The organism is Streptomyces sp. NPDC044704 (assembly GCF_056433525.1).
The window spans coordinates 70648-96870 of the sequence record NZ_JBWKGY010000023.1 but is presented as its reverse complement, the minus strand read 5'-3'; the positions used below and the strand labels follow the sequence as shown (position 1 = coordinate 96870).

Here is a 26223-nt window from a genome sequence, read left to right as displayed (position 1 = left end):
GCTAGTTTCACTCAGCACTCATCTCACAGATCACACACAGAGGGAAAGCAATGATGCGCCGCACAAAAACCCGCCTGAGCAAAGGGCTCGGAGCGCTCATAGCCACCGCGACGGCCGTCGCGGGCCTGGCCGCCACCCCGGCCGCCGCCACCCCGGCCGCCGCCACTGCGGCCGCCTCCGGGCAGACGGTCCAGCCCGGCCAGGCCTGTACCGCAGCCGATCTCGGCAAGCGCCACCCGATCATCAAAAGCACGGAGGTCGCCCCGACGATCACCCACTTCAAGGGCTGGTACGTCACCCAGGGCTCGACCGGCTACCAGAACGTCACCACCAGCACCCAGACCACCATCTCGGTCTCCGTCGGCCTCAACGGCGAGATCAAGGGCGATTTCGCCGTCGAGGCCCTTGGCACCGTCGGCGCGATGCTGGGCCTGAACGTACAGGTGAACTACTCCTCCACCAGCAGCGAGTCAACCTCCGTCAGCTGGAACTTCAACGACCCCGGCTACTACGGCGTCTACAAGGGCACCAAGAAGGTCACCGGCACCTACGGAAGCCTCAACTGCAACCGCGCCCAACAGGGCGACGGCAGCTGGGCGCCGAAGTGGATCGAGGGACCAGACAGCGGCAGCTACACCACCTACACCACCCTCGAAGAGGGCGCGGTGCGCTGCGAGGACAAGGTGCCCGCCAACAGCATCATGCGCAAGGCGCAGGGTCTCCTGGACTGCGAGACCCCGCCCCGGGCCGGACACGCACCAGGGCCGGTGGCCTCCGCCAAGGCCACCGCGGCCAGGAACGCGGCAGCGAAGGAAACGGCGAACGGCACAGCGGGCAAGGCGACCACCCCGAGGACCAGTGTGCCCGCCACGCGGGCCGCCCTGAACTGCCAGCCTGACGTCTACAGGATCCACGTCCCCGGCAAGCCCCTGAACTGGAGCGCACCGGTCCTGGCCAACGATGGCATCCGGCTGCGCGAATCCAACTGGACCAGCGCCCACCTGGACAACTGGCGGCTGTGCAACGTGACGGAGCGCAACGGGGTTATCGAGGCGTCCCTGTGGAACTGGGGCAACGGCGGGTGCGCGACCATCCCGGCCAGCATCGCCAACCAGGAACAGGCCTACCTCACAACGGCTCCTTGCGCGGAAGACGACCTCCAGCGGTTCTACATCTATCGCGACGTACCTGGCGGCTCGAAGATCGGCCTGCAGAACAAGTACACCGGCTCGATGCTCGGCCACGACCGGTACGCGGACGGGGAACTGATCCGCCAGTACTCCAGCGGCAGGCAGAACGGTACGGGCACGTACGACCTGGTGAAGGCCTGACCCTCACCCGCCAGACACGGTCCCCTCTAGCCCAGGCGCCCGACTTCCATCCAGCGTGAACCGAGGTCGGGCGACCCGGGCCTACACCACGGACATGCCGTGGACGCCTGAGCGCCTCTGAGTTCCCGGCGGGCGCTGAGTGCACACGCAGCCACCTCTTTCGCTAGAAGCGGGTCTGCAAGTCCGGTCAGGGGCCAGTTCGCGAGACAGAGGACTTGGTGGCGTTCGTCGTGTACTCCACACACGTCGTGCCGGTGGTGACCCTGCTCCGAGTAGAGCCTCGGGTCCGGCTTCCTCGTCCAGGAGACCGCGGAGCAGGACTGGGGCCTCGGGTACCTGTGACCAGTCGACATCGGCGCAGCCCCGCAAAGCGGGGTGGTCGCATGCACCTCGCTCAATCTGCGGGTACTCGCGGAGGAACCGAACGACGGCAGCCTGTTTGGCCAGCGCATCCATCACACACATCTCTCTGCCCTGCTCCCACACCCTCGCCCCGGCCGGCGCGCCCACGGGACGCAACTCTTCCCGGGGCGAGCGCCGGACCCAAGCGCCAAGTCCGATAACACCTCTCACCCTGCGGGTGGGCACCGGGTAAAGGTGTCCCACCCGGCACCAGAGGCACTGTCATCGCCATGCGGCCACCCCCCTTCCCGGTCCGATGCAGCGTTCCCGGACAGGAAGCACACGCTGGGCAGAACCAACCCGTCGAAGGTATACCGCGGCATTCCTGGCCGACCTGGGCCTCGGCCAACGCTTCGCAGTGTCCAGCGAGGAGAAGTTACCGCTCCGCCGGGCCCCCCGCCGACACGAAATGGCCCTGGCATCTCTCCCCCGATATCCTGGTGATCCGACATGGGGGGCTTCCTCTCGTGGAGGGCGGCACGATGAACCGGAAGTTGAACGCGCATCGACTGCTGATAGCCCTCGCAGCACCCCTGCTCGTCTCCTCGGTCGCTCTCGCGCCCGCCTCCGCGGCCCCGGGCAACGCAGCAGGAGCCGCTCCGGCGCGCCCCTCCTGTGAGCTGGTTCCGGCTGGCACCGGCGAGCCGGGCGGCGACCGAAGCTACAACCTCCACCTCAGCGGATTCCCGGCGAACCAGTCGGTGCGGGTGGAAGGGCAGCGGTTTTCCTTCCGAGCCACAGTGGACGACCAAGGCAGCCTCAGCCGGCAGGACGTGAGGCACGGTAACTACAGCGTCAATTACCGGGACGGCGCCGGCAACCAAACCAAGCGCGTCGGATGCGTCACCACCGGGGAGAGGCCGGGCAGCGGCAAGCAGAACGTCAAGGTCACCGCCGTGGCAGTGAAGACCCTCACCAAGCCCGGGACCGTCGTCGACTGCACCAAGACGAACAAGGCGGAATTCGACGGCAGCATCACGGCAACCGGCCAGGGCAAGGTCGACTACTACTGGACGTACGCCTCCAGCGCCGAGCCGCATTCCTCCGGTTCGGTCGACTTCACCCCCGGTACGACGAGCCATGCGTTGCTCAAAGTAGTCGACGTTTCGGGAACGGCGAACGCCTCATCCGTAAGCGTGTTCGTCACCCTCCACGTCCCGGGCCACAACATGAGCGCACGCAGCGAGCAGGTCGTACTGACCTGCGCTAAGCCCTGAGAACGCCGGCCAGCAGAAGCTCCTCCCACCCTGCCGAAACCGACCTCCGCGCAATGGCCCTGGGTGCCAGGCCGTTCGTTCTCGCTGGCTGGTGCCCGTGCCCAGATTGCCACCTCAGGTCACGTTGCCGCCTAGGTTCGGCTCGGACCAGGCAAGAGGCCCGTATACGGCGGCCGCGTGGCACAACTACGCCGCGTCCGCAACGAGCTTGTCACCGACGTTCGCCGCGACGCCCTCCGGTTTCGCATTCGAGCGGCGCATCAGCTTCGACTTCTTGTCCGCGCCGTCATTGCCACGCCTCTCCCGCCCTCCGTGGTCCGCGCGGCCTACCCGCTCGTCAGACCAGGCATACCAAGATCATTCGGTGGGGCGCCCTAACGGTTGGCCTGCCATTTGCCCGCCGCTCAGAGGAGACTCCCACGTGGGATCGTGCCCAGACCTTCTCTCCAGGTGGGCAAGCAGGTGCTCCGCTGTGGTTGAGGCCATGTCCTGCGGCGCGCCGACCGCAGTCAGGGCGGCGGCAAGCCTTGCCGAAGCCACGTCTGGCAGGTCCTGGTCCATAAGGAGGGGAAGGAGCAGCAGCAGGCGGGCGGCTGTGTCCTGGACGCCTTCGCGCGCGGCGGAAGGGTACTCGGCGATGCGGACCAGTTCGTGCCACGTCAGGCCGGTCCCCGAAAATTCTTCTCCCCAGCTGGCGATCTGTCGTGCGTAGCGCGTGTCTGGATGGGTGAGCAGGTAGTCGGTGGCGTAGTCGCCGACCAGGTTGCGGTAGATCACCACAGCTCCGGGACCCCCTTCGGCCGGCACTCGGAACGTTGGCCAGTGTTCGGAATCGAAGAGGAGCTCGGACAGGGCATCGGCATCAGCGCCATCGTCGCCGAACCACTCTGGGACCGCCCGCTCGGCACATGCCCCGTCACTGCATATCGTCAGAAGGTAGTTCGACCAGAAACCCAGGCGGGCCAGCAGTGGCTCGCCTGCCACCAGTGGGCCGTCGTCGTATCCGTTGATCAGCACCCTCCGATCCTGTCACCAGGCACTGACATAGTCCGATCCGGGACGGGGGCGGGCCGCCGCACTGCTTCAGGCTCCTGGTACGCCCCGGCACCAGGCCACACGGGCAGCCCAGGGTTACCACACGCCAGTCGCAGGCCACCTATTCGTCGGCCTGGGGGCCGTACACCTCCATGTCCGAAGCGGTGACCGGCTGCCGTCGCCGAGGGTCAGTGCGTTCGGTGACCCGAAGGGGGTGAGTGCTGCCCGAAGCGACCGGACCTGACAGCCGACTGAGGGCGCGCACGAGTCGAGCCGAGCGACTAGAATCATGACTAACCAGCAGATATTCCCCAGGGGGCTCAGAGCGCGGGACACTGGCATGGGTGAATACAGCGTCGGCCACACCACACGATGCGGGCACTGCGGTGCCCAAGCGCCGAAGTCCGCCGCCTTCTGTCCCGGGTGCGGTACGCCCCTCGACCCGGGCGCTGCCGGAAGCGGCCCGGGACCCTCCAGCTCGCAGTCGGTCCGGGTGGACGGGAGTTGGAACCCGCCGGGCCACCCCCCACACACCCAGCCGCCCGACGCACCGCCCCAGCCACCCCCAGGGAGCGGCAGGACGACGGTGGAAGGGCAGGTACGCGGCCTCCAGGTGCGCACCGATCAACAAGGTGAATCCGACCGGGAGAACGTCTGGACGTTTCGGGTCGAGCGCTACGACGCATCGGGGCGCCGCGTGGCACTGGTTCCGGTCGAGATGCGCGGACGCACATTCGAAGGAGCGATCCACGAGGGCGACTGGGTCCGGGCGCACGGTCGCATGCGCTCCGGTACGTTCCGCGTTACTCGGGTCGAGAACCACACGACCGGCGCGGAGGTCCGTCCCAAGGGGCTTCCCAAGCCGGTAATCATCCTCGTCTGCATCTTCTTCGCCATCGTCGTGGCCTTCATAGCCTGGGTGGCCTACGGCATGTTCACGATGCCCACGGGACCGCCCCCGGGCTGGGACTCCCCTTAGGCCGTGAGGACATCGGCATGAGTATCCAAGAACTGACGGCGGAGGACCTCGATCACCTGCAGCGCGCGGGTTTCGAGCCGCCGCGGCTGGGCTCCGGCGTCGGCCTCACAGCGGCGCCGCCGGCCCTGCGCACCCTGCTCCGGGTCAACGGTGTCGGCCGGCTGCGGAAGGATGGCGCTCCCCCGTGGACCGACAGCCGGGAAGCCGCCGCCCCGGTCACTCGCGACCTACTCGTCAGCCTCTACCAGTGCAGGGTGCCGCTCGCCTTCGAGCTTGGCGGGGACTCCGGGCGGGCCTGCATCCGCCTGGGAACCTGGTTGCCTGACGGGGGTGAACCCGCGGCCGTACGGCGCAACAGCGGGCTGCTGCACACCGCCCTGCGGTCTCTTTACCCAGCGGTGGATACCACCGAGGAGGAGGTCTCGGCCGCGGAACCCTGGCCCCTTGGAGGTCTCGTTCTCGGTATCCCGACGGCCAAGCCGCCCGACGAGACGGACGGCGTGCGACAGGTGGACCGACTGCTCCGGGCCATGGGCCCCACCCGGTGGGCGGCGTTCGTGCTCGCCCAGCCGGTCGGCGAAGGACTGATCCGCTCCCTCAAGCTCCAGGTGATCAACGAGATGCGGGCCGCGCAGACCGCCGCGAAGTTGGGCGGGGTGCCCAGCCCGCTCGCCGAACACTACGTGGAACTGCTGACCGCCCAGTTGAAGAGTCTGGGTGACGCCCAGGGCACCGGCGCCTGGCGTACCGCCGTCTACCTCCTCGGCGACACCGACAGCTACGCCCACGTCGCCAGCATGTGGCGCGGGCTGTACTCCGGCGACCGTTCCGTACCGGAGCCGGTCAGGGTCTGGGACCGCGAGGACGTACCGGGGCTGGCTCGTGCCTGGGCCCTGCCCGACCCTGACGGCCCGTCCTCGGACGCCGGCCGCAAGCACCATCCTTTCCCCCACCAGTCCTTGCTCAGCTCCGTACAACTCGCCGCCTACGTCGACCTACCCGTGGGAGAGACCAACGGCTACGCCGTCACCGCGGTACCCGACTTCGACTCGGTGCCACCGCCGGTCAACGCCGACTCTGTCTTCCTGGGCTCCGTAGTGGAACGCCAGCAGGTCACCCCCGCGCCATACACGGTCCGCGCCCCCCAACTCACCCGTCACGCCCTCGTTACCGGAGTAACCGGCTCCGGCAAGACGAACACCATCTTCCAGCTGCTGCGCCGCACCGCCAGTTCGGGAGTGCCCTTCCTCGTCCTGGAACCGGCCAAGACGGAGTACCGGGTGTTGCTCCGCGACCCCGCGCTGGGCGGCCCTCTCCAGATCTTCACCCTGGGCACCGAAACCGTCGCACCGCTGCGCATGAACCCCTTCGAAGTACCTGAAGGGATTCCCATCGCCACCCACCTGGATCTGCTCCGCTCGGTCTTCAACGTCAGCTTCGGCATGTGGACGCCTCTGCCCCAGGTACTGGAGGCCGGACTGCACGGCATCTACGCCGACCGCGGGTGGGACATCACGACCGGGACGAATCGGCGGCTCGACGACGCGTCCGACCGCTCCCTCGCCTTCCCCACCCTTTCCGACCTCGTGCGGAAGGTCGAGGAACTGGTGCCCCGGCTCGGCTACGACGAGCGCGTCACCAGCGACCTGCGCGCGGCCCTGCGGACCCGCCTGAACAGCCTCCGTACCGGCGGCAAGGGCCGCATGCTCGACGTCGGCCGCTCCCAGCCCATGGGAACACTCCTGGACCGGCCCACCGTGATCGAACTGGAGGGCATGGGCGACGACGACGACAAGTCCTTCATGATGGGACTGCTGCTGATCCGGCTGGCCGAACACCGCCGCATCGAGGGAGACACCGAGGCCCTGCGCCACCTCCTCGTCGTGGAGGAGGCCCACCGGTTGCTGGCCGCCCCGGGAGGCGGGTCCCGGCGCGGCGACGAGACGGAGGCCGACGTCCGCGGAAAGGCCATCGAGACCTTCACCCACATGCTGTCCGAGATCCGCGCCTACGGGCAGGGGGTCGTGGTCGCAGACCAGATCGCGACGAGGCTCGCCCCGGACGTCCTGAAGAACACCAACCTCAAGCTGGTCCACCGCGTCGTGGCGGGCGACGATCGCGAGCTGCTCGCCGCGAGCATGGCGATGACCGAGCGCCAGAGCCTGGCCCTGGCCACCCTGCCGGTCGGCAGGGCGGCTGCCTTCATCGACGGCGAGGACGCGCCTCTCCTCGTCCAGGTGCCCCCGTCGAAGGGTGGATCCGGTACCTGGCCCTTCCATGACGAGGTCCGAGAGCACATGGCTACGCACGGCCCGTACGCGGAGCAGCCGGAGCTGCTGCTCACATCGCCGGCTTGCGACCTCCGCTGCCTGGCTGCCCCTCAGGCCTGCGCGGTGGCCCGCGGCCTCGTCACGGAACCCGCGGTGAAACGGGCATTCGGCCGGGCCGTGCTCTCCGCCGTGCTGAACCCCGGCGGGCTCGGCCGCACGTGGCCGGACGTCGCCGTCACGGTCAAGCCACGGCTCCCCCGCGGCCTGGACCGGGGCGAGCTGCCCGGCCGGCTGGTCCGACACGCGGCCTGGCACCTCGCCGACGTACGAGGTGCGCGGGCGGGATGGACGTACGCGGAGGTGGCCGAGGTGGCGTCGCTGACCGACGCACTGGTCAGCGCCCATGTGGAGGGCCGGGAGACCCGGGAGGAGACGGCCCGGCTCCGCCTGGTGCTCCTGGCCATCCAGGGCGGCGACTGCGGCCCGTACGCGGCGTGCGCCCGTATCTGGGAGGGCCGGCCCACACCCTGCCTGTGCGCCCTGCCGACGGCGGACCTGGTGGCAGAGGGCGGCTTCGCCGAGCTGTGGAGGCAGGCCCGCAGCTCGGACCGGGCTTCCCCGGAAGGTGGCCGAGCAGCGGTGTGGGATGTCTGCCAGGACGCCGCGCACCAGGTGGTGGAACTGCCTGAGGACGGGACTCCGGACAGCCTGGTGGGGCAACTGCGCGGCACGGCCGACCGCACTGCCCTGTGCTTCGCCCAGCAGATGCTGGCCACCGAGACCTGGGCCCACCCGGCGACCGCCCGGCGGGTGCTCGCGGACCTCCTGGCCTTGGCGGGCCTGACCCCGGCGCCGCCCGAGGAATCAAAGGTTCGGTGAAACCTCGTCGAAGGGTTCCGTTGCGATGAAGGACAAGAGCGCGCCGAAGCACGAGTCCAAGGACTCGCCGAAGACCGGTGAACGCGATCGCGGCTGGGGACACATCGAGACCCGCATGGCGACCGACGGCGGCTCCCAGGGGCCGTCGGGATCGGACGCCGGCACACACGGCAGCAGGGAGGGCCAGCACGACAGCAACTCCTCAGGGAGCGGAGACCAGACCACGAAGAGTGAAACCCGCACCCAGGGCGGGGGGACGGACAAGACGACCACGACTGAGAAGCCCGACGGCACAGTGCGCAGTCTCACCGACCACTACGACTCCAAGGGCGAGTTCACCGGGTCGACGGAAGTCACGCAATCATTCGACCTGCCCAACGGGACGATCACCACCGACACGGTGAACAGGGGCGCCGACGGAAAGGTCACCAGCACCCAGCACACCGAGTCCCAGCGGACGAAAGACGGCTGGACTGAGACGACGACCGAGACCAACTACGACAAAGACGGCCGGGTGACCGGCAGCGAGACGACGGAAAAGACCCAGCACAACGACGGCAGGAGCACCGAAAAGACGGTCCGGCGAGACGGCGAGAATCTCGTGAAGGGCAGCGAGGAGAAGACGGTCACGCCGACCAAGGACGGACATACGGTGACGGACGTAAATAGGAACGCCCGCGACGACGTCGTCCGTAGTGGAAGCATGAGAGAGCACTACAAGCCCGACGGTACGGTCATCAGGGACTCGAACCACAATTGGAACCCCGGCCGTGAAACGTGGCACACGCATACCGTAGAGCGCACCGGCAAGGACGGACATCGGCACGTCGATGGCTGGCGGGACTCCACCAGCCACGGCCGGACGACCAGGCAACCGATCCACCAGGTCAAATGAGGCGTACACCGAACCGGGGCTACGGGGGAAGCGTTCACCCTCCTGCATCCCAGCCGGTCGACTTGGTGCGGGCTCTGCCCAACTGACTGCTTAGGCCTTGGCCTGCTCCTGACAGGTGATCGGCGACCCAGCGCGAGCGCCGCTCGGCGGGCTGCTGTAGCGATCGCGGCCCGGACGGGGCTTGCGTCGCGAAATTCACTCCACTGCATAGGGGCGATGCCGAGCATGGCGTGGTGAACGCCGTCGCCTTTGAGGCGGCAGTCGCGGAGGATCTTCCAGGCCTTCATGCGGGCGAAGACGTGCTCGACGCGAGCCCGGACCTGCTTATGTGACCGGTTGTGCTCCTCTGTCCAGTCCGGGAGTTCGCTCTGGCCGCGCTCTCTGCGGTGCGGAATGACGAGTCTGGTGCCGAGGTAGCCGCCGTCGGCGATCGTGAGGGTGTTGCCGACGGCTGTTTTGGCGCCGGACTCCTCCCATGCCTTGCAGTCGTTGCGGTTCCCGGCGAGCGGCCGGCCGATCACGACGACCCGGCGGGTGTCGGCGTCGATGACCACCTGGTGGTTGGTGGAGTACCGTAGTTCTTCGACCGCTCGGCCACAGTGTGGTCGCAGGTGGGGAGCAGGGTGCCGTCCCCGATGAGCACGGTGTCCTTGGCGAACCGTCTGCGTGGCTGGAGCGCGAGCAACGGCCCCAGATGGTCGATGATCCGGTCCGCCGCCGACTTGGAGACCCCGAACACCGGGGCGAGCTGGCGCATGGTCAGGTTCGTGCGCCAGTAGGCCGCGAGCAGCAGGGCCCGGTCCTCCAGCGGAAGGCTCCACGGCCGGCCCCTGCGGACCGCGTCCGCACTCTCGCGCCGCAGCACCGTCACCAGCTTCCCGAACTGCCGCGGGCTCAGCCCGCCGAACGGGGATATCCAGGACGGCTCCGACGCCGTGATCACACCAGCCACAGCCAGATCATCTCAGTGGTGCGCCGGTCAGCCGGGTCCTGCCCACGGTACGGAAATCAGGCGGCCGGGCCTGGCGCATCGTCCAGGATGACCCCATGAGCCATGACCTTGTGACGTTCCTCCACGCACGGTTGGACGAGGAGGCCGACCTGGCCCGACGCTGCGACGGTGGCGGCTGCGGGGAGTGGACCGCTCACGGGCACGCAGTCGACTTCTGTCAAGTAGAACTCTCCGGCTTCCATCCCACGATCGCCCTGCACGTCGCGCTGCACGACCCGGCTCGCGTCCTGCGGGAGGTCGAAGCCAAGCGACGCGTGCTCGCCCGCCATGTACTCAGTCCTGCCACGGGCGACCCCGAACTACCGTGGGACAACCGCGATGACTGCCAGTACGACGGCGAGACCTGGCCATGCGATGACCTGCTCGACCTCGCGTCGCCTTACGGCGATCACCCTGACTACCCCCGACGCCCCTGAGACCGAGATCGTTTACGGGACAGCCCTCAGGTAAGCAGCGTTCGTGGCTGCGGCCCGCGAGCTCGCTTTCGGATCATCTGGCTGACCAGATGAAGAGGGCGGCGAGGTGGAGTCCGGCGAGGTAGATGGTGGCGGCTTTGTCGCTCGTCTTCCTTGGTCTGCCCCCGCTCCCCTCGGGGGCCTGCTCGGGGCCTTCAGGCCGGACCGAGTTCCGGGTCGCGGGTCGCGCGGATCTCCCAGCGGCCGGTCCTGTCGGAGAGGTCCGCCCGGCGCCGCACCAGCACCACGCAGGCGGCCACGGCCACGACCGCAGAGAGTGCGGTCGTCAGCCATGCGGCGAGCCAGGACATCGGCAGCATCAGCACGAGGACGACCAGTGCGTAGGACAACGCCATACCCCCGAGCCAGGGCCAGTGGGCCCCGGGCACCACGGTGGTGGGCCACGGGGAGAGCCGCGTCGAACGCTCCGGGTCGGGCTGTATCGGGGTGGCGGGCTCCATGACCCGCTGGAATTCCTCGCGGTCCATCTTCAGCCACGCCACCTCCCCCTCGTCGGTGACGAAGACGACCGGCTGATGGTCGTTGCGGATCAGACGCCAGTTCCGGGCACCGCACAGCCAGCCCGGCCGTTCTCCCATGCGCGCCGCGAGGAGGGCGAGCCCGGCCGGCTCGACGGTCGGGTTGCCGATCAGCAGCTCGGAACCGTCCTCCAGCGCGAGGCGCAGCTTGTGGTCCGATCGCACCCGCACTGTTCCGTCCACCGTTCCGAACGTGGTGTGTTCGTTCCGCCGGGCCGCGATGATCCGTGCCCGGACGGCGGGCAGCGCCGCCCCGGCCGCCGCGTCCTCACGAAGGGTCCGGAGGGTCGGATCGGCGGGAGGTACCCGGACGAACATCAGCGACCCGAAGAGCGTGATTGCCGCTCCGATGCCGAGGCCGATCCAGGTGGTCAAGGGCGTGAGGGAGAACGCGAGCGGAGAGGCCGCCTCCACGTACCGCTCGATGTGGCCGGGCTCGTCCACGACACCGCCCAGTGCGGGCGCCGTCGGGGCGTGCAGGACCAGTACGGATTCGCCCTCGAAGCCGCCCCTGAATCGGTCCGAGATGTGCCCGCTCACCACCTCGAGCCGCCTGGTGTCTGTACTGCCGCCCCCGGGGCCATGCACGGGCACCTCGACGGTGACGTCGGCGGTGTCCGCGACCTCCTTGTTCTTCCCCGACTTCACCCGGTGGAGCTCGACGATGGTGCCCCGCGTCACTTCGGCGCCGGCCTTCTGTATCGCCGCGATCCGCTTCAGGTCGTCGCCGTCCGGGCGCGTGATCAGCTCGGTGAGCACGGCCAGAGCGGGCAGTACCACCACCACGGCCAGCAGCAGGGGAAGGAAGTCCCGGAACGGCCGTTTCCAGGGCAGCTTCGCGGGCGGCGCCGGCACCGGTTCGACCTGCCTCGGTGGCGTGACCGGGATCGGCCGGGAGGCCGACCACACCCACCCGGCGGCCAGCGCCAGGGACACCGCCCCGAGTACGGCCACGTCCGGCCGATACACCGTCACGCCGACGTGGAACAACAGCGTCCACAGGGCCAGCACCGCGAACAGCAGCGCGCCCCCACCCAGAGACCTGGTCACCCAGGCGATTCTCCCCATGATCCCGAAACTACCAACTCCGTTGCTCTCGAAGACGGCCTGGGGAGGCGGTGGTCACCGCCCGGCTCCGAGCCCGGTCACGAGGGCGCCGCAAACCCGGCCGCCTGCGCCCCACCATCCCAGGTGCCCGCCACTCGCTCTCCCAGCGCCGCCTACCCGGTACCTGCAGCCAGTGATGGTTCGACCAGGACGAGGACCCCCTGGTCGACGTCGACCCCACCCCGCTGAAGCCGAGACGGCCATCCCAGTGTTCAGGCGCCTGTGTGCACCTTCGGGTCACGCGACGAAACGCCAACTTCGGGCGACGGGATTACGGCCGGGCGGCCTGGAACCGGTCGCCGAGGTCGAGACCTGCGGCCCGAAGAACGGCCTGCTGTACGAGATCGCGAAGGTCCGCCCGGTACGGCCGATGACCCTCGCCAAGGAGTTCGCCCTCGACAAGGCGATGGCTGCCAGACAGACCTGTGGCACCTGCCGCCGACGCTCCTTCTTCGTGCTTCCTGCGTCCCTGACGAGCTGCTTGGAGTGCCGCGACGGCACGCCCGGAGACCCCGCCCGCTAGGATCGGTCCACCCAACGTCTTCCCACTGGAAGTGTTCATGCCTCGCCGGTCACCGGGCGAGATCAGGAGACAGCTCCCGCAACGCCGCACGCAACATCGGCGGATACCCGTGATCCGCGGATTGTCCGCCTCGGCTAACAGGCAGATCGCCGACTTCGAACGAGGCCACGCCCTCCCCGCGGGCGAAGTCGCACACTCGTTCCGCCGCTGGAACACGTCTATCCGCCGGTCACGCGGAGACCACGAGCTGTTCTACGAACGCGATGACACAGACCTCCGCAACGGCGAGTATCACGTCCGCACGCTGCTGGAGCTCACCCTCCATGCTCTGAGGTCCAAGGCGCGACGCGAGCTGAGCGCAGTGATCTGTCCCGCAGACGAACGCGTGCTTCACCGCACGCTCAACAACCCCTTCGCGCCCCAAGACCTCCCCTGGTGGATGTGTCGAATAGGTGTCTGAATCTCCAGCCGTTCATAATTCTGGCCGACATCTCCAGGCACCTCAGGTCGGCAGTGTTGCCAGCACTGGCCGACATCCGTTCTTCGTTTTCGGTTCTGGCACAGGTCTTGGGGAGCGATCACGGATTGCGACGATGCAAGAAGTGCCGATGTCAGCGGGCCCACGTAGCTTTCGGTTGACCGCCCGGCCGGGTGGCAAGGAGGGAGTGAGACATGGAGATGGGTCAGCGACGCCCGGCTGGCAGCCGGGCCTGAGGCCACCTGGTACCTGGAGGCGGCTTTGTGACCGGTGCTCACCTTGGGACGGTGTACGACGATCCGATGACGCCGGTAGTCGTGACGGGCATCGAGGAGCCGACGACGATCCGCGTACCGAGCGGCCGGCTTGTCGTCGATGCGCCATGGCACGACGACCAGGTCTGGGAGTACCAGAGGGAGCTGCCGACCAGGCCCCCGCGGGAGCTGGCGGTGCGCGTTCCCCCGGGCGTCTACCGGGTAGAGATCGCGTGGACGGCAGGCCCGTACGAGTTCATGGGCGAGCACGTCGACGGTGTTGAGTGCGCCGCGACGCGCCCGCGCATCAGCGACGACCCTGTCGTCGGATGGGAGAGGGGCCTGAGTCTCGAGGACGACATCGCCCGGCTTCAGCCGGGCGAGGAGCCCCCGTTTCTTCTCCGATGCTAATGTCGGCTGCTTCGCCGATGCAGGCGCGTGGACGACCTTGTCCGCACCGTTTCGCACGTTCATAGACGGGGTCCCTGCCCCGCGCGACTATGAGCAGCTGGCCGACGGGTGCGAACGGGTACGCGATGAGTCGCGGCAAGCCGATTTGGTCACGTTCGGGGCCGAGTCGGGCGGCGTCGTCTGGTTGGGCCGCACGAAGACCGGCGACGTGGCGGCGATCGTCGTCACCAGCGGCATGCCCGATGCCAAAGCATGACATCGCTGCCACTTCTCCCTGTCCTGCAAGTCGCGCAGCCGGACGTGGCTGCCCGCTTTCACTGGGAGGAACAGCCTGAGGAAAGGTATCGGGAGTCGCAGCTCGAATAGCCCCTGCGAGGCGCTGCTGCAGCAGGATCATCTTCCGGAGCAGGTGGAAGCCGGCTCGGCCGTAGAGCTGTCTCTTGATCTTCTTGATGCGGTTCACGGCTCCCTCCACGCTGCCCGAGCTCCAGTCCAGGGTGAGGCCGGCGATCACGGCGTCGAGGTCTCGCCGCAGGTGGAGCGCGAAGCCGGTGAGCCCGGGCAGCCGGCTGGCTTCGACTGCGTCGATCCAGGCAGGGAGCGTGGCGCCGAGGCAGTCGGTTAGCAGCTCGCCGAAGTCACGGACATGTTCGGCAGCCGTGTCCAGTTCCGGACAACGGGCCAAAAGGTCCTTGAGGCCGATGCGGTCCTCCTCACTCAGGGTGGCGGGGCGGCGGGTGAGCCAGCCGGTCACCTGCCGTACGGTCGCTGGCCGTGGCGGTGCGGTGGACGGGTCCCTGCGCAAGGTGGCGATGTGGGCTCGGACCATGGCGTAGGTGACGGGAGCCTGCTCGGCGACCGGTTCGCCGTGGAGTTGGGTGACGCTGGTGCATCCCTCGGTGAATCGTCGTTCGAGGTAGGGCTTGTAGGGATCGAGTCTGCTGGGCGGGGGCCGGTTCTCGCGGATGGTGTCCTGCCAGCGTGAGGCGTTCGCGTACCGGAGGACGGTGTTGAGGCCCCAGCCCAGATGCCGGGCGATCGCCCGCCGCGAGTGCCCCTGGGCGAGCATCTCGTGGACCAGGAACGCCACGAAGTAGGCGGGCCACCGGGCCGCCAGGGCGGGCGCGCCGCGGGCGCGGGCAGCGGCCCGCCGCTCAGCGCCGGGGGGGACGGCCGGGAGTCTCTCCCCAATGTGGCCTGCGTGTGGTCAACTTGATGGTCGGCCGTGCCATGAGGGGGATGCTGCGCATGTCGGAAGTCCCGTTGACCACATCTGTTTCCACTGAGAGCAGGGGCAGTCAGCGGCGCCGCTGGCCCGTGTGGGCGGTTCCCGTTGTCGCCGTCCTCCTCGCGGGTACGGTCTCGTGCGGCGGGGACGATGGGGGCGGGCAGGCGCCGGCTGACAAGGGAGGGCCGACGGCATCCGGTCAGGCCCCGCCGGCGAAGACGGAGCAGAAGAGCCTGGAGATGAAGGGCCTGGTCGCGCTGGTGTCCGGCAACCTCACCGAGCTCGTGGTCTTTGACGAGACGACCGGCAGGACCAAGGCTGGAGCCTTCCTGCCCCAATACGCCGTACCGAGCGTGTGGAGGAGGCAGGCCTTCTCGCCGGACTGGCACTCCGTCGTGTGGACGACGAAGGCCGGCGACCTGTTCTTCGGGGAGTACACGAGCGGCGCGGGCTCGAACGGGAACTACGGGGACACGCCGGTGAGTATCGGCGGCAAGCCGACGTACTCGGGCGGCAAGCTCGGCTACACGCAACCCCGCTTCGGCCCGGATGGGAAGCAGGTGTACTTCCTGGCCAGCAATGAAAAGGTGTACTCCGCTGACCCGAAGAGCCCGGATGACCTGAAGGAAGAGGCCACCCTTGAGGCAGGCACGTTCTCCCAGGACAACGGGTTGGCCTGGGACATCGCCGCGTCCGGCCAGGTCGAGAAGCGACAGGCCGCATCCCCCGGGCGCCAGAGCGAGGCGACCGACCCGGACGGCAAGAGGACCCTCATCAAGAACGGGTCAGGCTGGTTCCTCAAGGAAGCGGGCAGCACCGCCGAGCCGAAGTTCCTCTTCAAACACCTACTCGACCACGATGAGAAGCCGTTGGCGGACAAGGGCATGACCGTTGACGTTCTGGGATGGTACTGACATCCCGGCGCCCCCATGGGTACCGGCCGCAACGCACGCGGGAGGACCATCGCTTGCCAGGCGCACTCCGACAGGACACCCGCCTTGCGGGCGACACCAGTCCGGTGGCGCCTAGGCTACGACCGCGCTCTAGGTGACAATAAGCTCGCGTAACTGGTGACGGATAGCGCTGAGAGACCAGTGCGAAACTCCAGGTCGGCTGCCATCGGCAGTGACATTCATCGCTGCGAGACACACCTTCCGGGCCGACGCCTCTCCACTCCACGAAGTCGGGGTCGGTGACGTCTACGTCGTCGGCGCTCTCCAGCCCGACGGCCGCGAGAAAGCCCCGGATGCCGGGAGGATCAGCTTCGCGGAGATGCGCCCAGCCTGTTCCCGTCGCCCCCCCACTGGCACCTGGCCGCACGCGCACGGGTGAGGCAGCAGAGCACGGCCGCCAGCGAAAAGCCACGCCGGTGACTCGGCCCCTGAGTACGTTTGGACGTACGGGGTGCGGCCCTGGCCACCAGGGCCGCGGCGGGAGCCGCACCCCGACAGAGCTTGCCAACCGTGCGACGCCCGCGACTTGAGCCAGCCCCTCCTGCGGGTGGACCCGGGGCCGGCGGCGAACCGGCCCGGTTCCAGCACCATCGCAGGGCTCATGAAGCCGATCGACGAGCAGCACATCGCCGAGCCCGGCCTGGTGGTCCTGGACATCACCGGCGGGGACGAGAACACCTTCCGGGCCGTCATGGCCGCGCTGGAAGAGCGCTGGGCCACATCAGGCGTCGGCCCGGTGCGCAGGGATCCCGGCGAGCCCGGCGTCCGGGCCCGGATCTACGCCGACGTCCTGCGCCCGGGGCGGGACGGCCCGTGAGAGGACCCTGGGCAAGCCCTTGGTGAAGGGCTTGCCCAGGGTCGCCTAAGGCTTGCCCAGGCTCTCCGGCTCTTCGGCCTCCACCTCCCACAGGGGATACGCCCGCCCGGTGCCGTAGCAGTGGCGGCACAGTCCATCGCTGGAAGTGGCGTGGGCGTCGATGGTGTCGACGGCATGGCGCAGGAGCTGGGGGAGGCCGAGGACGTGGCCGCTGTGGAGGGCGAGCTGGTGGCGCTTGCCGACCATGATCTCCAACGCGGTTCCGGGCGGCGCGGCGGCCCCCAGCTCGTAGATGGAGCTTATGCCGCGGGTGAGGGCAGTGATCAGTTTGTGGAGGTGGCCCATCGTCTCCCCTCCGGAGAGTTCCACTCGCGCGGTGAAGGCGATGTCGCCGGCGTCGGGACGGTCGCAAGGGGCGGGGCTGTGCGCTTTCAGGCCGCCGTACTGGGGTGTGCCTCGGCGGCATGCCGGTATGCGGCGTTGATGCGCTGTGCTTCCTCCAGTTGCTCTTCGAGGATGATGATGCGGCAGGCGGCTTCGACGGGGGTGCCCTGGTCGACGAGTTGGCGGGCGCGGGCGGCGATGCGCAGCTGGTAGCGGGAGTAGCGGCGGTGTCCGCCGGCGGAGCGGAGCGGGGTGATGAGGCGGGCGTCTCCGATGGCGCGGAGGAAGCCCTGGGTGGTGCCGAGCATTTCGGCGGCCCTGCCCATGGTGTAGGCGGGGAAGTCTTCGTCGTCCAGGTGGCCGCCGAGGGGGCCGGCCGGGGTTTCTGCTGTCATGAGACCTCTCTGGCGGGAACGCGTGGAGGGGCCCTGGCGCCTATCGCGCCAGGGCCCCGAAGGAACTGCTACACCATCTGCCGGCCCTGAGACTGCGCCGGCCTCTTGTATCCGCTGACCCGTCCGAACGGGGACGGGAGGTGCGGGGATCGCGGTTGCTTGACCGGAGACCACCTCACTATCGATGTCCTGCGGTACCCGGGCCCAAAACCTCCGCCCGGGCGATCCTGATGGCGCCCAATCCCTCCGTTCATCCCTCGGATGATCAACTGCTTTCCAAGCGGGGAACTACGGGTACTGCTCCACTCGGTCCTGCTGGTACTGCGTACTTCTTTCTGCTCGTGGCCTGACCAAGCGCCACGCTCCGGCAGCCAGCCCCGTCGCCCATCCTGCATCTGCTCTGGCTTGGAACCCCACTGCCGAACCTCCCGGTGCGCGCGCCCGCAGCCGACGCCTTCACCGAGGTACCACTCACTCACTTCACTGCTGGGTACTGCCAACTTCACCACTGCGTTAACTGCGGTACTGCTGATGGCAGCCCCTGAACCTGCGGGCCACCCGGTCCGACCGTCAGTCCCGTCGCCGTCCTTCGACAACCCTGGCTCCGGAACTCCACCGCCGCACCGCACTGCTGAACTGCAACTACCTGTACTGCTGCCCGGCAGTTCGTCTCTGCCGGGCCCTGCTTGATCTCGGCTACGTGAGAAACCATAACCACACCACAAGCAAATGTCTACCCCGGCCGGGATAGATTTCTGTTCCTGCGCCAGAGAGGTAATCGATCCCTGTCAGGTACGCAGCCGCACACCTGCAGCGGCATCCGCAGGCCCGCCTGCGGGCCGGGACCAGTCAGGCGGCCGCAGGCAGGTGCTGGGGCTCGCCGAGCTGGGCCTGGCCGAAGAGGAGCGCGTAGCCGCCGGGGAGCTGCTGGAGGATGCGAGCGAGACCGCGGGCCTGAGGGGGCGGGGGTGGCATAGCTGCTGGAGCTGGCGGTAAGGATGCGAGACTGGCGCGATGGATATCCGCCGCAGGAACAATGTCACCGTCACCGGCCGCAGGGGTGGGCCGGTGCTTCTGCTGGCGCACGGTTTCGGCTGCGACCAGAACATGTGGCGCCTGGTCGTTCCCGCGCTGGCGGAGCGCTTCCGCGTGGTGCTCTTCGACTATGTGGGATCGGGGCGATCCGCCCCCGAGGCGTGGAGTGAGCAGCGTTACAGCTCGCTGGAGGGCTACGCGGCGGATGTGCTGGAGGTCTGCGAGGCGTTGGACCTGCGGGACGTCACCTTCGTGGGGCATTCGGTCAGTGCGATGGTCGGGGTGCTGGCGGCCGCGAAGGCTCCGCAGCGGTTCTCCCGTCTGGTGATGGTCGCTCCTTCGCCGCGCTACATCGATGAGGACGGGTACCGGGGCGGGTTCAGCGCGCAGGACATCGATGAACTGTTGGAGTCGCTGGAGGCGAACTACCTGGGCTGGTCGGCTGCGATGGCACCGGTGATCATGGGCAATGATGACCGGCCCGAACTCGGCCTGGAGCTGACGCACTCGTTCTGCGCGACCGATCCGGAGATGGCGCGGGTCTTCGCCCGCACTACGTTCCTGTCGGACAGCCGCGCGGACCTGAAGACGGTGACGGTGGCGACGCTGGTCCTGGAGTGCAGGCAGGATGTGATCGCTCCCCCTGAGGTCGGGGCCTTCGTCCACGCGGCGATCCCGGGCAGCCGCCTGGTCACCTTGGAGACCACGGGGCACTGCCCGCAGCTGAGCGCACCCGAAGCCACCGCCGGGGCCATCATCGAGTTCGCCGGGGTATCACGTTGATGTGCCGCGTCGGGGAGGAGCATGAGCCGGGCAGGGAGCCGGCCGCGGACAATACGGATGCGGTGTTCACTTCCCTGCTGGAGGACAGTGCGGAGGAGTTGTACGAGCAGGCGCCGTGCGGCTACTTGTCGACCATGCTGGACGGCACCATCGCGAAGATCAACGCCACGCTGCTGGAGTGGCTGGGACTGGAGCGCAATGCGGTGGTGGGGCGGATGCGGTTCACCGACCTGCTGACCGTGGGCGGCAAGCTCTACCACGAGACGCACTTCGCCCCGATGCTCCAGATGAAGGGCGAAATCAGCGGGATCGCCCTGGAGATCAAGACCGCCGGCAGACAGCGGATGCCAGTGCTGGTCACCTCGAAGGTGAAGGCCGGCGACGAGGGCGAACCTCTGCTGATCCGCACCACCGTCTTCGACGCGCGCGACCGCCGCGCCTACGAGACCGAGCTGCTACGCGGCCGCCAAGCAGCCGAGGAGGCCCGTCGTCAGGCGGAGGAGGCGCGCCGTCAGGCGGAGTCCGACCGTGAACGGCTCCAGGAAGCCCTCGCCGTGCTGCAGCAGAACCTGCTGCCCGCCGAGCTGCCCGCCATCCCGGGGCTGGAAGCCGGCTCGTACTACCATACGGCCTCCCCCGACCTCCTCGGCGGAGACTTCTACGACCTGTTCCCCCTCGACGCCGACCGGTGGGCGTTCTTCCTCGGCGACGTGTGCGGCAAGGGTCCGAAAGCCGCCGCGGTCACCTCGCTCACCCGCTACACCCTGCGGGCCGCAGCCCTGCACGACTCCGACCCGGTCACCGTGCTGACCACCTTGAACACCGTGCTCCACGAGCGGTACACCAGCGGAGATCCCCGCTACTGCACCGCCATATTCGGTGTTCTTGAGCCTGAGAGTGATCGTGTCTGCGTGCACCTGGCCTCCGGCGGGCACCCCTCCGCGCTGATCCAGCGCGCGGACGGCGTGCCCGACTACCTGTCGACCCCCGGCGGCATGCTCATCGGCATCCTGCCCGAGGCCCAGTTCACGGCGGCGCGCACCGAATTGCTGCCCGGTGACACCCTGCTCCTGTACACCGACGGCCTCACCGAAGCCCGCGTCGGGCCCGACCGCGCCCTGTACGGCGAAGACGCCCTGCACGCCTTCACCGCCGAACAGCCGCCCGCTGGACCGCAGGCCCTGATCCGCGCCCTGACCGGGCTCCTCGCCGACTTCGGCGACGGACTCGACGACGACACCGCGCTTCTCGCCCTCGGCATCCCCGTGCCCGCCACCCTCCCCGTCCCCGCGAGTGAAGACCTGACATGAGTACCCTGACGATCACCGCCCGAGACGCCGCCACCGGTCCCGTCCTGGAGATCACCGGCGACCTTGACTACGCCACAGCGCCTCAACTCCGCAGAACCCTCGAAGAGCTGACACTTGCCACAGGGCAACTGTTGGTCCTCGACATGGCCGGTCTGGAATTCTGCGACTCCAGCGGCATCACCACCATGCTGGCCGCCCGCAACCTGGCCACCGAACAAGGCGCCCGGATCGCCCTGGCCGCGGTTCCCGCCAACACCCTGCGCGTCCTGCGCATCGTCGGCCTGGACCGCGTCTTCACCATTCACCCCGACACCTCCACGGCCGCCGACAGCCGGGCCTGCTGACCGGTTCCCAAGCCCACGCCGGGCTCATCAGCTCGGCCACGACCCGACGGCCAGACGCCGGCTCCACAGCCCAACCACCGGGCCGCCGCTTGCCCGGCCTCCCCCCCCAGCGGGGAATGCACCCTCCCCGTCGCTCTGATGGTGGGCCGCAGGGCAAGCAGGGGGTGATCATTCGCCGACCGGGGGTAGGTTGCCTCCCGACATGTCCCACGGCAGACGAGAGGCAGCGCATGACGGCACGGCGTAGTAGTGGGGCCGGAGACTTGCCGTCGGCGGTGGTGGACTGCGCGCTGTACGAGGACGGCAAGCGGATTCCCGGGCAGGTGAACCTGGGCCGGATCATGGAGCGGATAGAGCCCCAGGCCGGGAGGTTCGCATGGATCGGTCTGTACGAGCCGACCGAGGAGCAACTGCAGGAGGTTGCCCAGGCGTTCGGTCTGCACCCGTTGGCGGTCGAGGACGCGGTTCATGCGCATCAGCGGCCGAAGTTGGAACGCTACGGCGACATGTTGTTTCTGGTGCTGAAGACGATCGTCTACATCGAGCACGAGCAGATCACCGCGAGCAGTGAGATCGTCGACACCGGGGAGATCATGGTGTTCGCCGGACCGGGGTACGCGATCACCGTCCGCCATGGCAGCGCTCCTTCACTGGACGGCGTGCGCGAGGAGTTGCAGAACGACCCGCGACAGCTGGGCTGCGGTCCGGCAGCGGTTCTGCACGCGGTCTCGGACATGGTCGTCGACCGCTATATCGAGGTCGCGGATGCCTTCGCGGGTGACGTCGACACCCTGGAGGCTGAGGTGTTCTCCCCGGACCGGCCGGTCGACGCGGGGCGGATCTACCAGCTCAAGCGCGAACTTCTGGAGTTCAAGCGGGCCGTGATGCCGTTGGCGTCGGCCCTCCAGCGCCTGAGCGAAGGCGGTATGCCGCAGGTCCCCAAGGAGGTGGCCACCTATTTCCGTGACGTCGCCGACCATCACCAGCGGGTTCGTGAGCAGATCCTGGCCTTCGACGAGCTGGTCACCGGGATGCTTGCTGCCAGCGTCGCCCAGCTCGGCGTCCAGCAGAACGCCGACATGCGCCGTATCAGTGCCTGGGCCGCACTCATCGCCGTCCCCACCATGATCGTCGGCGTGTACGGCATGAACTTCGACCATATGCCCGAGCTGCGGTCGCCTTATGGCTATCCGGCGGTCTGGGTCGTCATCATCTCCGCGTGCACGATCGTCTACCGAGCCCTGCGCCGCAACAAGTGGCTCTAGCGACTCGGCTCCCCCACCACGCTCGCACCAGGGCACGCCGGGGCACAGGTGATCGCCACGGCCAGTCCTCGGAGCGCCGAGGCGGTCGCTTAGCCCGCTGGACGCCGTAGCTCTGGCAGCCCCGCGGGGCCAGGGAGCGCAGGACGTCGAATTCGTTGCCCTCGGGGTCGGCCGTGACCACCCAGCTCCGGCCCGGTCCCTTGCGTCCATCATCGGCGTAGCCGCCTCACCCCGCTCCGCGTCGCCGAGTAGCCGGTCGATCGGGCGCATCGGCGCTCGCGGCCCCTTGCGTCCTGTAGGAGGTCAGGTCGGTCCCGGGAGCAGGGCGGCGACGGCTCGGTCCGCGGTGGCTTGGAGGGCCGCGCGGAGTGCGGTGTCCCGGGCTCGGTCGGTACGTACCTCGATCAGGCGCAGGCCTTTGCCGCAGAGCGCGTCGGTGAGTTGGTGCGGGTGGGTGAGGAGGGTGTGCGGTGTTCCGGTTGCCGCCGCGAGGGCGGCGAGGTCCGTGCCGTGCGGTGTGCCGAAGACCCGCTCGAAGGGTTCCTTGTGTTCGGCTTGTTCGAGCAGTGAGAAGATGCCGCCTCCGTCGTTGTTGACCACGAGGATGGCCAGGTCGGGGACGGGTTCCGCGGGGCCGAGCAACAGCCCGTTGTGGTCGTGGAGGAGGGTGAGGTCGCCCATCAGCGCGCAGCTGGGTCCGTTGTGGGCGAGAGCTGCGCCGATCGCGCTGGACACGACACCGTCGATGCCGCTCGCTCCCCGGTTGGCGAGGACCGTGTGGGTTCGGGTTTCGGAGGTGGCGTGCAGATGCTGGTCGAGATCTCGGATGCAGAGACTGGGGCCTGTGAAGAGGAGGCTGTCAGGGGGCAGGCGGCGGGCCAGCGCGCGGACGAGGCCGGGTGCGGTGAGGGCCGGGGTGTCGTCGAGGAGGGCGTCCAGTGCCTCGCGGACGGCCCGGTCTGCCTGGAGCCATGAGGCGAGCCACGGGGAGGTCGGCGGTGCGGCGCTCCCGCTGTCGGCCTGTGCGACGGGCGGGTGGGTATGGGCTCGCGCTGTTCTGGCCGGGTCCGCGGGGTGCAGCCCGGGTACGAGGAGGTGGGTTCGGGCCGCTTCGAGCAGGGCGGTCTGCTGCCGGGTCAGTCCGGGTCGTCCCGCGCTCACGACCAGATCGGGTCGGTGTGTCTCCAGGAATCCGGGTGCGCGGAGCAGGTGCGGGTGGGCGGTGAGCGCGTTCGGCCCGTAGCGGCCTCCGGAGGTGGGCTCGGCGAGTACGGGCCAGCTGGCCCGCTGCGCGTGGGCGATCAACGGGGCCGGGTCCGCGCAGCCGTCGCCGAGCAGCAGGACTCCTCGCTCGGTGTCGGGCAGCGGGTCGCCCTGCACGCTCCGGGGCGGTGTCGGGCGGCACCAGGGTTCCGCCCCGGGTCGTCCCGCGAGGGGCTCCGGCCAGGGGTCGGGCTTGTCGTCCTGGGTGGGTACGAGGGGGGCGCGGAAGGCGATGTTGAGGTGGACGGGGCCGGGGGGACCGTGGTGCGAGCCGGAGGCGTGACCGTACGCGCGGGCGGCCAGTGAGCGCCAGTACGCGACCGCGCCCGTTCGGCGTTCGGGTACACCGGTCTCGCAGAACCATCGTACGGCGCCGCCGTACAGGCGGATCTGGTCGATCGTCTGGGGTGCGCCGGTGTCGCGGAGTTCGGGCGGCCGGTCGGCGGTCAGGACGAGCAGGGGGACGCACGACAGGTCCGCCTCGACGACGGCGGGGTGGAAGTTCGCGGCGGCGGTACCGGAGGTGCACAGCACCGGCACCGGACGCCGGGAGGCTTTGGCGAGACCGAGTGCCAGGAACGCGGCGGAGCGTTCATCGATCCGTACGTGCAGCCTGAGTCTGCCGGTGCGGTCGGCTTCGTGGAGGGCGAGGGCGAGGGGTGCCGAGCGTGAGCCCGGTGACAGTACGGCTTCGGTGACGCCGTTTCTGATCAGCTCGTCGGTGAGGACGTCGGCCATCGCCGTCGCGGCGTGGACGGCGGGGCCGGTCATGCGTACTCCAGTTGCGCGTGTGCCAGGGCGGCGCGCTCTGCCCAGGGTGCGAGCGGAGCGGCGTGTGAGGCCAGTCGGGTCGGGGAGACGGATGGGGTGCGTACCTCGATCCAGCCGTCGCGGGGAGAGAGCGGGGCGTCGCTCAGGTCGGCGTCCAGGAGGCCGATGGTGCCCAGGCCGCAGGCGTACGGGAGTTCCGGCAGCGCTGCGGCCAGGGCGATGCCGGCAGCCAGGCCCACCGAGGTCTCGATCGCGCTGGAGACCACGACGGGCAGCCCGCAGGCCTCTGCCACGGACAGTGCCGCCCGTACTCCGCCGAGCGGTTGCACCTTGAGGACCACCAGGTCGGCTGCCCCTGCGACGCGCAACCGTACGGGGTCTTCGGCGCGGCGGATCGATTCGTCCGCCGCGAGCGGCACGTTCACCCGGCGCCGGAGCCGGGCCAGGTCGTCCAGCGTGGCGCACGGCTGCTCCGCGTACTCCAGGTCGTAGCGGTCGAGGGCGCGCAGTATGCGCACGGCGTGGTCGACGTCCCAGGCGCCGTTGGCGTCGATCCGGACGCGTCCCGTGGCGCCGAGCGCGTCGCGTACCGCCTCCACCCTGGCGATGTCGCAGGCATCGCTCTGGCCCGGCTCGGCGACCTTCACCTTGGCCGTGGTGCAGCCTGAGGCCGCCACCAGTGCGTGCGCGGTCTCGGGAGTGACCGCCGGCACCGAAGCGTTGACCGGGATCCGGGTCCGCAGCGGGGCCGGCCAGCCCGTGTACGCGGCTTCCCGGGCGCAGGCCAGCCAGCGGGCGGACTCGCGCGGCCCGTATTCGGCGAAGGGGGAGAACTCGCCCCACCCGGCGGGGCCTTGGAGCAGGCAGCCCTCGCGCCGGGACAGGCCGCGGAAGCGGACCCGCATGGGGATGGAGAATGCGTGCAGGGGGTTGGAGTCCTCCGGCGGGTTCAGTACTGCCATGCGAAGTCCGTCCAGTCGGCGGGACGCTTTTCCAGGAAGGAGTCGCGGCCTTCCTCGGCCTCCCGTGTGCCGTAGGCGAGCCGGGTTGCCTCGCCTGCGAACACCTGCTGGCCGACGAGCCCGTCGTCGATCAGGTTGAAGGCGAATTTGAGCATGCGCTGCGCGGTGGGGCTCTTTCCGTTGATCTTCCGGCCCCAGTCGAGGGCGGCGGATTCCAGATCCTGGTGGGCGACCACGGCGTTGACCATGCCCATCCGGTGGGCGGCCTCGGCGTCGTAGGTGTCGCCGAGCAGGAAGATCTCCCGGGCGAACTTCTGGCCCACCTGGCGGGCCAGGTAGGCGGACCCGAATCCGCCGTCGAAGCTGGCGACATCCGCGTCGGTCTGCTTGAAGCGGGCGTGCTCACGGCTGGCGAGGGTCAGGTCGGACACCACGTGCAGGCTGTGGCCGCCGCCGGCGGCCCAGCCCGGCACGACGCAGATCACGATCTTCGGCATGAAGCGGATCAGCCGCTGCACCTCCAGGATGTGCAGCCGGCCGGCTCGCGCCGGGTCCCAGCTCTCCGAGGTCTCCCCGGCCGCGTAGCGGTAGCCGTCGCGCCCCCTGATCCGCTGGTCGCCGCCGGAGCAGAACGCCCAGCCGCCGTCCCGCGGGGAGGGGCCGTTGCCGGTGAGCAGCACGCAGCCCACGTCGCTCGTGCATCGTGCGTGGTCCAGGGCCTGGTGCAGTTCGTCCACCGTGTGCGGGCGGAAGGCGTTGCGTACCTCGGGCCTGTCGAAGGCGATGCGTACCGTGCCCTGGTCCACCGCGCGGTGGTAGGTGATGTCGGTGAAGTCGAATCCGTCGACGGTCTTCCAGCGGGAAGGGTCGAATAGGGCTGAGACCACGTAACTGTCCCTTTCTCTCTTCGAATCGGTCACGTGTGC

The 26223-nt window shown here is 69.0% G+C and carries 23 protein-coding genes and 4 pseudogenes; 16 read left to right on the top strand and 11 right to left on the bottom strand.

Going from position 1 to position 26223, the window contains the following annotated elements; genetic code table 11:
• Window positions 1-53: 53 nt before the first annotated feature.
• Complete coding sequence (locus AC07B0_RS35280; protein ID WP_478899997.1) at window positions 54-1331, top strand: hypothetical protein; 1278 nt, start codon at window positions 54-56, stop codon at window positions 1329-1331.
• Window positions 1332-2215: 884 nt separating this feature from the next.
• Window positions 2216-2950, top strand: coding sequence for a hypothetical protein (locus tag AC07B0_RS35275; protein ID WP_478899995.1), 735 nt, complete (start codon window positions 2216-2218; stop codon window positions 2948-2950).
• A 357-nt stretch (window positions 2951-3307) separates the two neighbouring features.
• Here AC07B0_RS35275 and AC07B0_RS35270 read toward each other — a convergent pair whose 3' ends face one another.
• Window positions 3308-3967 carry a hypothetical protein gene (locus tag AC07B0_RS35270; RefSeq protein WP_469378636.1) on the bottom strand — a complete coding sequence of 220 codons (660 nt, stop codon included), beginning with the start codon at window positions 3965-3967 and terminating at the stop codon, window positions 3308-3310.
• Window positions 3968-4274: 307 nt separating this feature from the next.
• On the opposite strand from AC07B0_RS35270, the pseudogene AC07B0_RS35265 reads away from it, so the two are divergent.
• The 4 genes and pseudogenes from AC07B0_RS35265 to AC07B0_RS35250 all read left to right on the top strand — a co-directional run.
• Window positions 4275-4418, top strand: a pseudogene (locus AC07B0_RS35265) (zinc-ribbon domain-containing protein); the annotation flags it as partial.
• A 153-nt stretch (window positions 4419-4571) separates the two neighbouring features.
• Window positions 4572-4964 (top strand): hypothetical protein, encoded by a 393-nt coding sequence (locus tag AC07B0_RS35260; protein WP_478900010.1) that lies wholly within the window; start codon window positions 4572-4574, stop codon window positions 4962-4964.
• A gap of 17 nt (window positions 4965-4981) precedes the next feature.
• A complete protein-coding gene (locus AC07B0_RS35255; RefSeq protein WP_478899994.1) occupies window positions 4982-8113 on the top strand; it encodes an ATP-binding protein in 3132 nt (1043 codons plus the stop codon).
• Between the two features lie 25 nt (window positions 8114-8138).
• Window positions 8139-9008, top strand: a complete 870-nt coding sequence (locus AC07B0_RS35250; protein ID WP_478899992.1) for a hypothetical protein — start codon at window positions 8139-8141, stop codon at window positions 9006-9008.
• 206 nt (window positions 9009-9214) lie between these two features.
• Here the strand turns inward: AC07B0_RS35250 and AC07B0_RS35245 are convergent.
• Window positions 9215-9960: pseudogene (locus tag AC07B0_RS35245) on the bottom strand (transposase); the annotation flags it as partial.
• Window positions 9961-10055: 95 nt separating this feature from the next.
• Between AC07B0_RS35245 and AC07B0_RS35240 the strand changes: the two are divergent.
• Window positions 10056-10436 (top strand): DUF6221 family protein, encoded by a 381-nt coding sequence (locus AC07B0_RS35240; protein ID WP_469378632.1) that lies wholly within the window; start codon window positions 10056-10058, stop codon window positions 10434-10436.
• Between the two features lie 194 nt (window positions 10437-10630).
• On the opposite strand, the gene AC07B0_RS35235 is transcribed toward AC07B0_RS35240, so the two are convergent.
• Entirely contained in the window at window positions 10631-12064 is a 1434-nt protein-coding gene (locus AC07B0_RS35235) for a hypothetical protein (protein WP_478899991.1), read from the bottom strand.
• A 265-nt stretch (window positions 12065-12329) separates the two neighbouring features.
• Here AC07B0_RS35235 and AC07B0_RS35230 point away from each other — a divergent pair, with 265 nt between their 5' ends.
• The 3 genes from AC07B0_RS35230 to AC07B0_RS35220 all read left to right on the top strand — a co-directional run bounded on the left by AC07B0_RS35230 (window position 12330) and on the right by AC07B0_RS35220 (window position 14043).
• The gene (locus AC07B0_RS35230) at window positions 12330-12644 is read left to right on the top strand and encodes an RRQRL motif-containing zinc-binding protein (RefSeq protein ID WP_478899990.1); all 315 of its coding nucleotides are present in this window, start codon (window positions 12330-12332) and stop codon (window positions 12642-12644) included.
• A 765-nt stretch (window positions 12645-13409) separates the two neighbouring features.
• Window positions 13410-13787 (top strand): hypothetical protein, encoded by a 378-nt coding sequence (locus AC07B0_RS35225; RefSeq protein WP_469378666.1) that lies wholly within the window; start codon window positions 13410-13412, stop codon window positions 13785-13787.
• A gap of 37 nt (window positions 13788-13824) precedes the next feature.
• Entirely contained in the window at window positions 13825-14043 is a 219-nt protein-coding gene (locus tag AC07B0_RS35220; protein ID WP_469378665.1) for a hypothetical protein, read from the top strand.
• Between the two features lie 150 nt (window positions 14044-14193).
• On the opposite strand, the pseudogene AC07B0_RS35215 reads toward AC07B0_RS35220, so the two are convergent.
• A pseudogene (locus AC07B0_RS35215) lies at window positions 14194-14616 on the bottom strand (transposase); the annotation flags it as partial.
• A gap of 419 nt (window positions 14617-15035) precedes the next feature.
• On the opposite strand from AC07B0_RS35215, the gene AC07B0_RS35210 reads away from it, so the two are divergent.
• Both AC07B0_RS35210 and AC07B0_RS35205 read left to right on the top strand, forming a co-directional pair.
• On the top strand, window positions 15036-15929 hold the full coding sequence (locus AC07B0_RS35210; protein WP_469378628.1) for a hypothetical protein: 894 nt from the start codon (window positions 15036-15038) through the stop codon (window positions 15927-15929).
• Window positions 15930-16494: 565 nt separating this feature from the next.
• Window positions 16495-16785: a DUF6207 family protein gene (locus tag AC07B0_RS35205; RefSeq protein ID WP_469378626.1), complete on the top strand. Its 291-nt coding sequence runs from the start codon at window positions 16495-16497 to the stop codon at window positions 16783-16785.
• Between the two features lie 45 nt (window positions 16786-16830).
• Here the strand turns inward: AC07B0_RS35205 and AC07B0_RS35200 are convergent, their stop codons facing one another.
• The 3 genes from AC07B0_RS35200 to AC07B0_RS35190 all read right to left on the bottom strand — a co-directional run bounded on the left by AC07B0_RS35200 (window position 16831) and on the right by AC07B0_RS35190 (window position 18539).
• Window positions 16831-17130, bottom strand: coding sequence for a hypothetical protein (locus AC07B0_RS35200; protein WP_469378624.1), 300 nt, complete (start codon window positions 17128-17130; stop codon window positions 16831-16833).
• An 86-nt stretch (window positions 17131-17216) separates the two neighbouring features.
• Window positions 17217-17564, bottom strand: a complete 348-nt coding sequence (locus AC07B0_RS35195; protein ID WP_469378622.1) for a MerR family transcriptional regulator — start codon at window positions 17562-17564, stop codon at window positions 17217-17219.
• A gap of 849 nt (window positions 17565-18413) precedes the next feature.
• Window positions 18414-18539 (bottom strand): hypothetical protein, encoded by a 126-nt coding sequence (locus AC07B0_RS35190; RefSeq protein ID WP_478899987.1) that lies wholly within the window; start codon window positions 18537-18539, stop codon window positions 18414-18416.
• 39 nt (window positions 18540-18578) lie between these two features.
• Here AC07B0_RS35190 and AC07B0_RS35185 point away from each other — a divergent pair, with 39 nt between their 5' ends.
• The 4 genes from AC07B0_RS35185 to AC07B0_RS35170 all read left to right on the top strand — a co-directional run bounded on the left by AC07B0_RS35185 (window position 18579) and on the right by AC07B0_RS35170 (window position 22301).
• Complete coding sequence (locus tag AC07B0_RS35185) at window positions 18579-19382, top strand: alpha/beta fold hydrolase (protein WP_356878594.1); 804 nt, start codon at window positions 18579-18581, stop codon at window positions 19380-19382.
• Window positions 19382-20692 carry a PP2C family protein-serine/threonine phosphatase gene (locus AC07B0_RS35180; protein WP_356878596.1) on the top strand — a complete coding sequence of 437 codons (1311 nt, stop codon included), beginning with the start codon at window positions 19382-19384 and terminating at the stop codon, window positions 20690-20692. Before AC07B0_RS35185 ends, AC07B0_RS35180 begins: the two co-directional genes overlap by 1 nt.
• Window positions 20689-21036, top strand: coding sequence for an STAS domain-containing protein (locus AC07B0_RS35175; protein WP_356878598.1), 348 nt, complete (start codon window positions 20689-20691; stop codon window positions 21034-21036). The genes AC07B0_RS35180 and AC07B0_RS35175 overlap by 4 nt, the downstream gene beginning before the upstream one ends.
• A 230-nt stretch (window positions 21037-21266) precedes the next feature.
• Window positions 21267-22301: a magnesium and cobalt transport protein CorA gene (locus AC07B0_RS35170; protein WP_356878600.1), complete on the top strand. Its 1035-nt coding sequence runs from the start codon at window positions 21267-21269 to the stop codon at window positions 22299-22301.
• Between the two features lie 124 nt (window positions 22302-22425).
• Here AC07B0_RS35170 and AC07B0_RS35165 read toward each other — a convergent pair.
• The 4 genes and pseudogenes from AC07B0_RS35165 to AC07B0_RS35150 form a co-directional block, all read right to left on the bottom strand.
• A pseudogene (locus tag AC07B0_RS35165) lies at window positions 22426-22506 on the bottom strand (VOC family protein); the annotation flags it as partial.
• A 98-nt stretch (window positions 22507-22604) separates the two neighbouring features.
• On the bottom strand, window positions 22605-24335 hold the full coding sequence (gene menD / locus AC07B0_RS35160; RefSeq protein ID WP_478899985.1) for a 2-succinyl-5-enolpyruvyl-6-hydroxy-3-cyclohexene-1-carboxylic-acid synthase: 1731 nt from the start codon (window positions 24333-24335) through the stop codon (window positions 22605-22607).
• Window positions 24332-25297 (bottom strand): o-succinylbenzoate synthase, encoded by a 966-nt coding sequence (locus AC07B0_RS35155; protein ID WP_478865022.1) that lies wholly within the window; start codon window positions 25295-25297, stop codon window positions 24332-24334. Before AC07B0_RS35155 ends, menD begins: the two co-directional genes overlap by 4 nt.
• Complete coding sequence (locus AC07B0_RS35150) at window positions 25285-26184, bottom strand: 1,4-dihydroxy-2-naphthoyl-CoA synthase (protein ID WP_356878606.1); 900 nt, start codon at window positions 26182-26184, stop codon at window positions 25285-25287. The genes AC07B0_RS35155 and AC07B0_RS35150 overlap by 13 nt, the downstream gene beginning before the upstream one ends.
• Between the last annotated feature and the right edge of the window lie 39 nt (window positions 26185-26223).

What these genes read in the sequence shown, in the direction of transcription:
- AC07B0_RS35280 (WP_478899997.1), top strand. Translation starts at nt 54, where the DNA reads ATGCGCCGCACAAAAACCCGCCTGAGCAAAGGGCTCGGAGCGCTCATA.
- AC07B0_RS35275 (WP_478899995.1), top strand. Translation starts at nt 2,216, where the DNA reads ATGAACCGGAAGTTGAACGCGCATCGACTGCTGATAGCCCTCGCAGCA.
- AC07B0_RS35255 (WP_478899994.1), top strand. Translation starts at nt 4,982, where the DNA reads ATGAGTATCCAAGAACTGACGGCGGAGGACCTCGATCACCTGCAGCGC.
- AC07B0_RS35250 (WP_478899992.1), top strand. Translation starts at nt 8,139, where the DNA reads ATGAAGGACAAGAGCGCGCCGAAGCACGAGTCCAAGGACTCGCCGAAG.
- AC07B0_RS35240 (WP_469378632.1), top strand. Translation starts at nt 10,056, where the DNA reads ATGAGCCATGACCTTGTGACGTTCCTCCACGCACGGTTGGACGAGGAG.
- AC07B0_RS35210 (WP_469378628.1), top strand. Translation starts at nt 15,036, where the DNA reads ATGTCGGAAGTCCCGTTGACCACATCTGTTTCCACTGAGAGCAGGGGC.
- AC07B0_RS35200 (WP_469378624.1), bottom strand. Translation starts at nt 17,130, where the DNA reads ATGGGCCACCTCCACAAACTGATCACTGCCCTCACCCGCGGCATAAGC.
- AC07B0_RS35195 (WP_469378622.1), bottom strand. Translation starts at nt 17,564, where the DNA reads ATGACAGCAGAAACCCCGGCCGGCCCCCTCGGCGGCCACCTGGACGAC.
- AC07B0_RS35190 (WP_478899987.1), bottom strand. Translation starts at nt 18,539, where the DNA reads ATGCCACCCCCGCCCCCTCAGGCCCGCGGTCTCGCTCGCATCCTCCAG.
- AC07B0_RS35185 (WP_356878594.1), top strand. Translation starts at nt 18,579, where the DNA reads ATGGATATCCGCCGCAGGAACAATGTCACCGTCACCGGCCGCAGGGGT.
- AC07B0_RS35180 (WP_356878596.1), top strand. Translation starts at nt 19,382, where the DNA reads ATGTGCCGCGTCGGGGAGGAGCATGAGCCGGGCAGGGAGCCGGCCGCG.
- AC07B0_RS35175 (WP_356878598.1), top strand. Translation starts at nt 20,689, where the DNA reads ATGAGTACCCTGACGATCACCGCCCGAGACGCCGCCACCGGTCCCGTC.
- AC07B0_RS35170 (WP_356878600.1), top strand. Translation starts at nt 21,267, where the DNA reads ATGACGGCACGGCGTAGTAGTGGGGCCGGAGACTTGCCGTCGGCGGTG.
- menD (WP_478899985.1), bottom strand. Translation starts at nt 24,335, where the DNA reads ATGACCGGCCCCGCCGTCCACGCCGCGACGGCGATGGCCGACGTCCTC.
- AC07B0_RS35155 (WP_478865022.1), bottom strand. Translation starts at nt 25,297, where the DNA reads ATGGCAGTACTGAACCCGCCGGAGGACTCCAACCCCCTGCACGCATTC.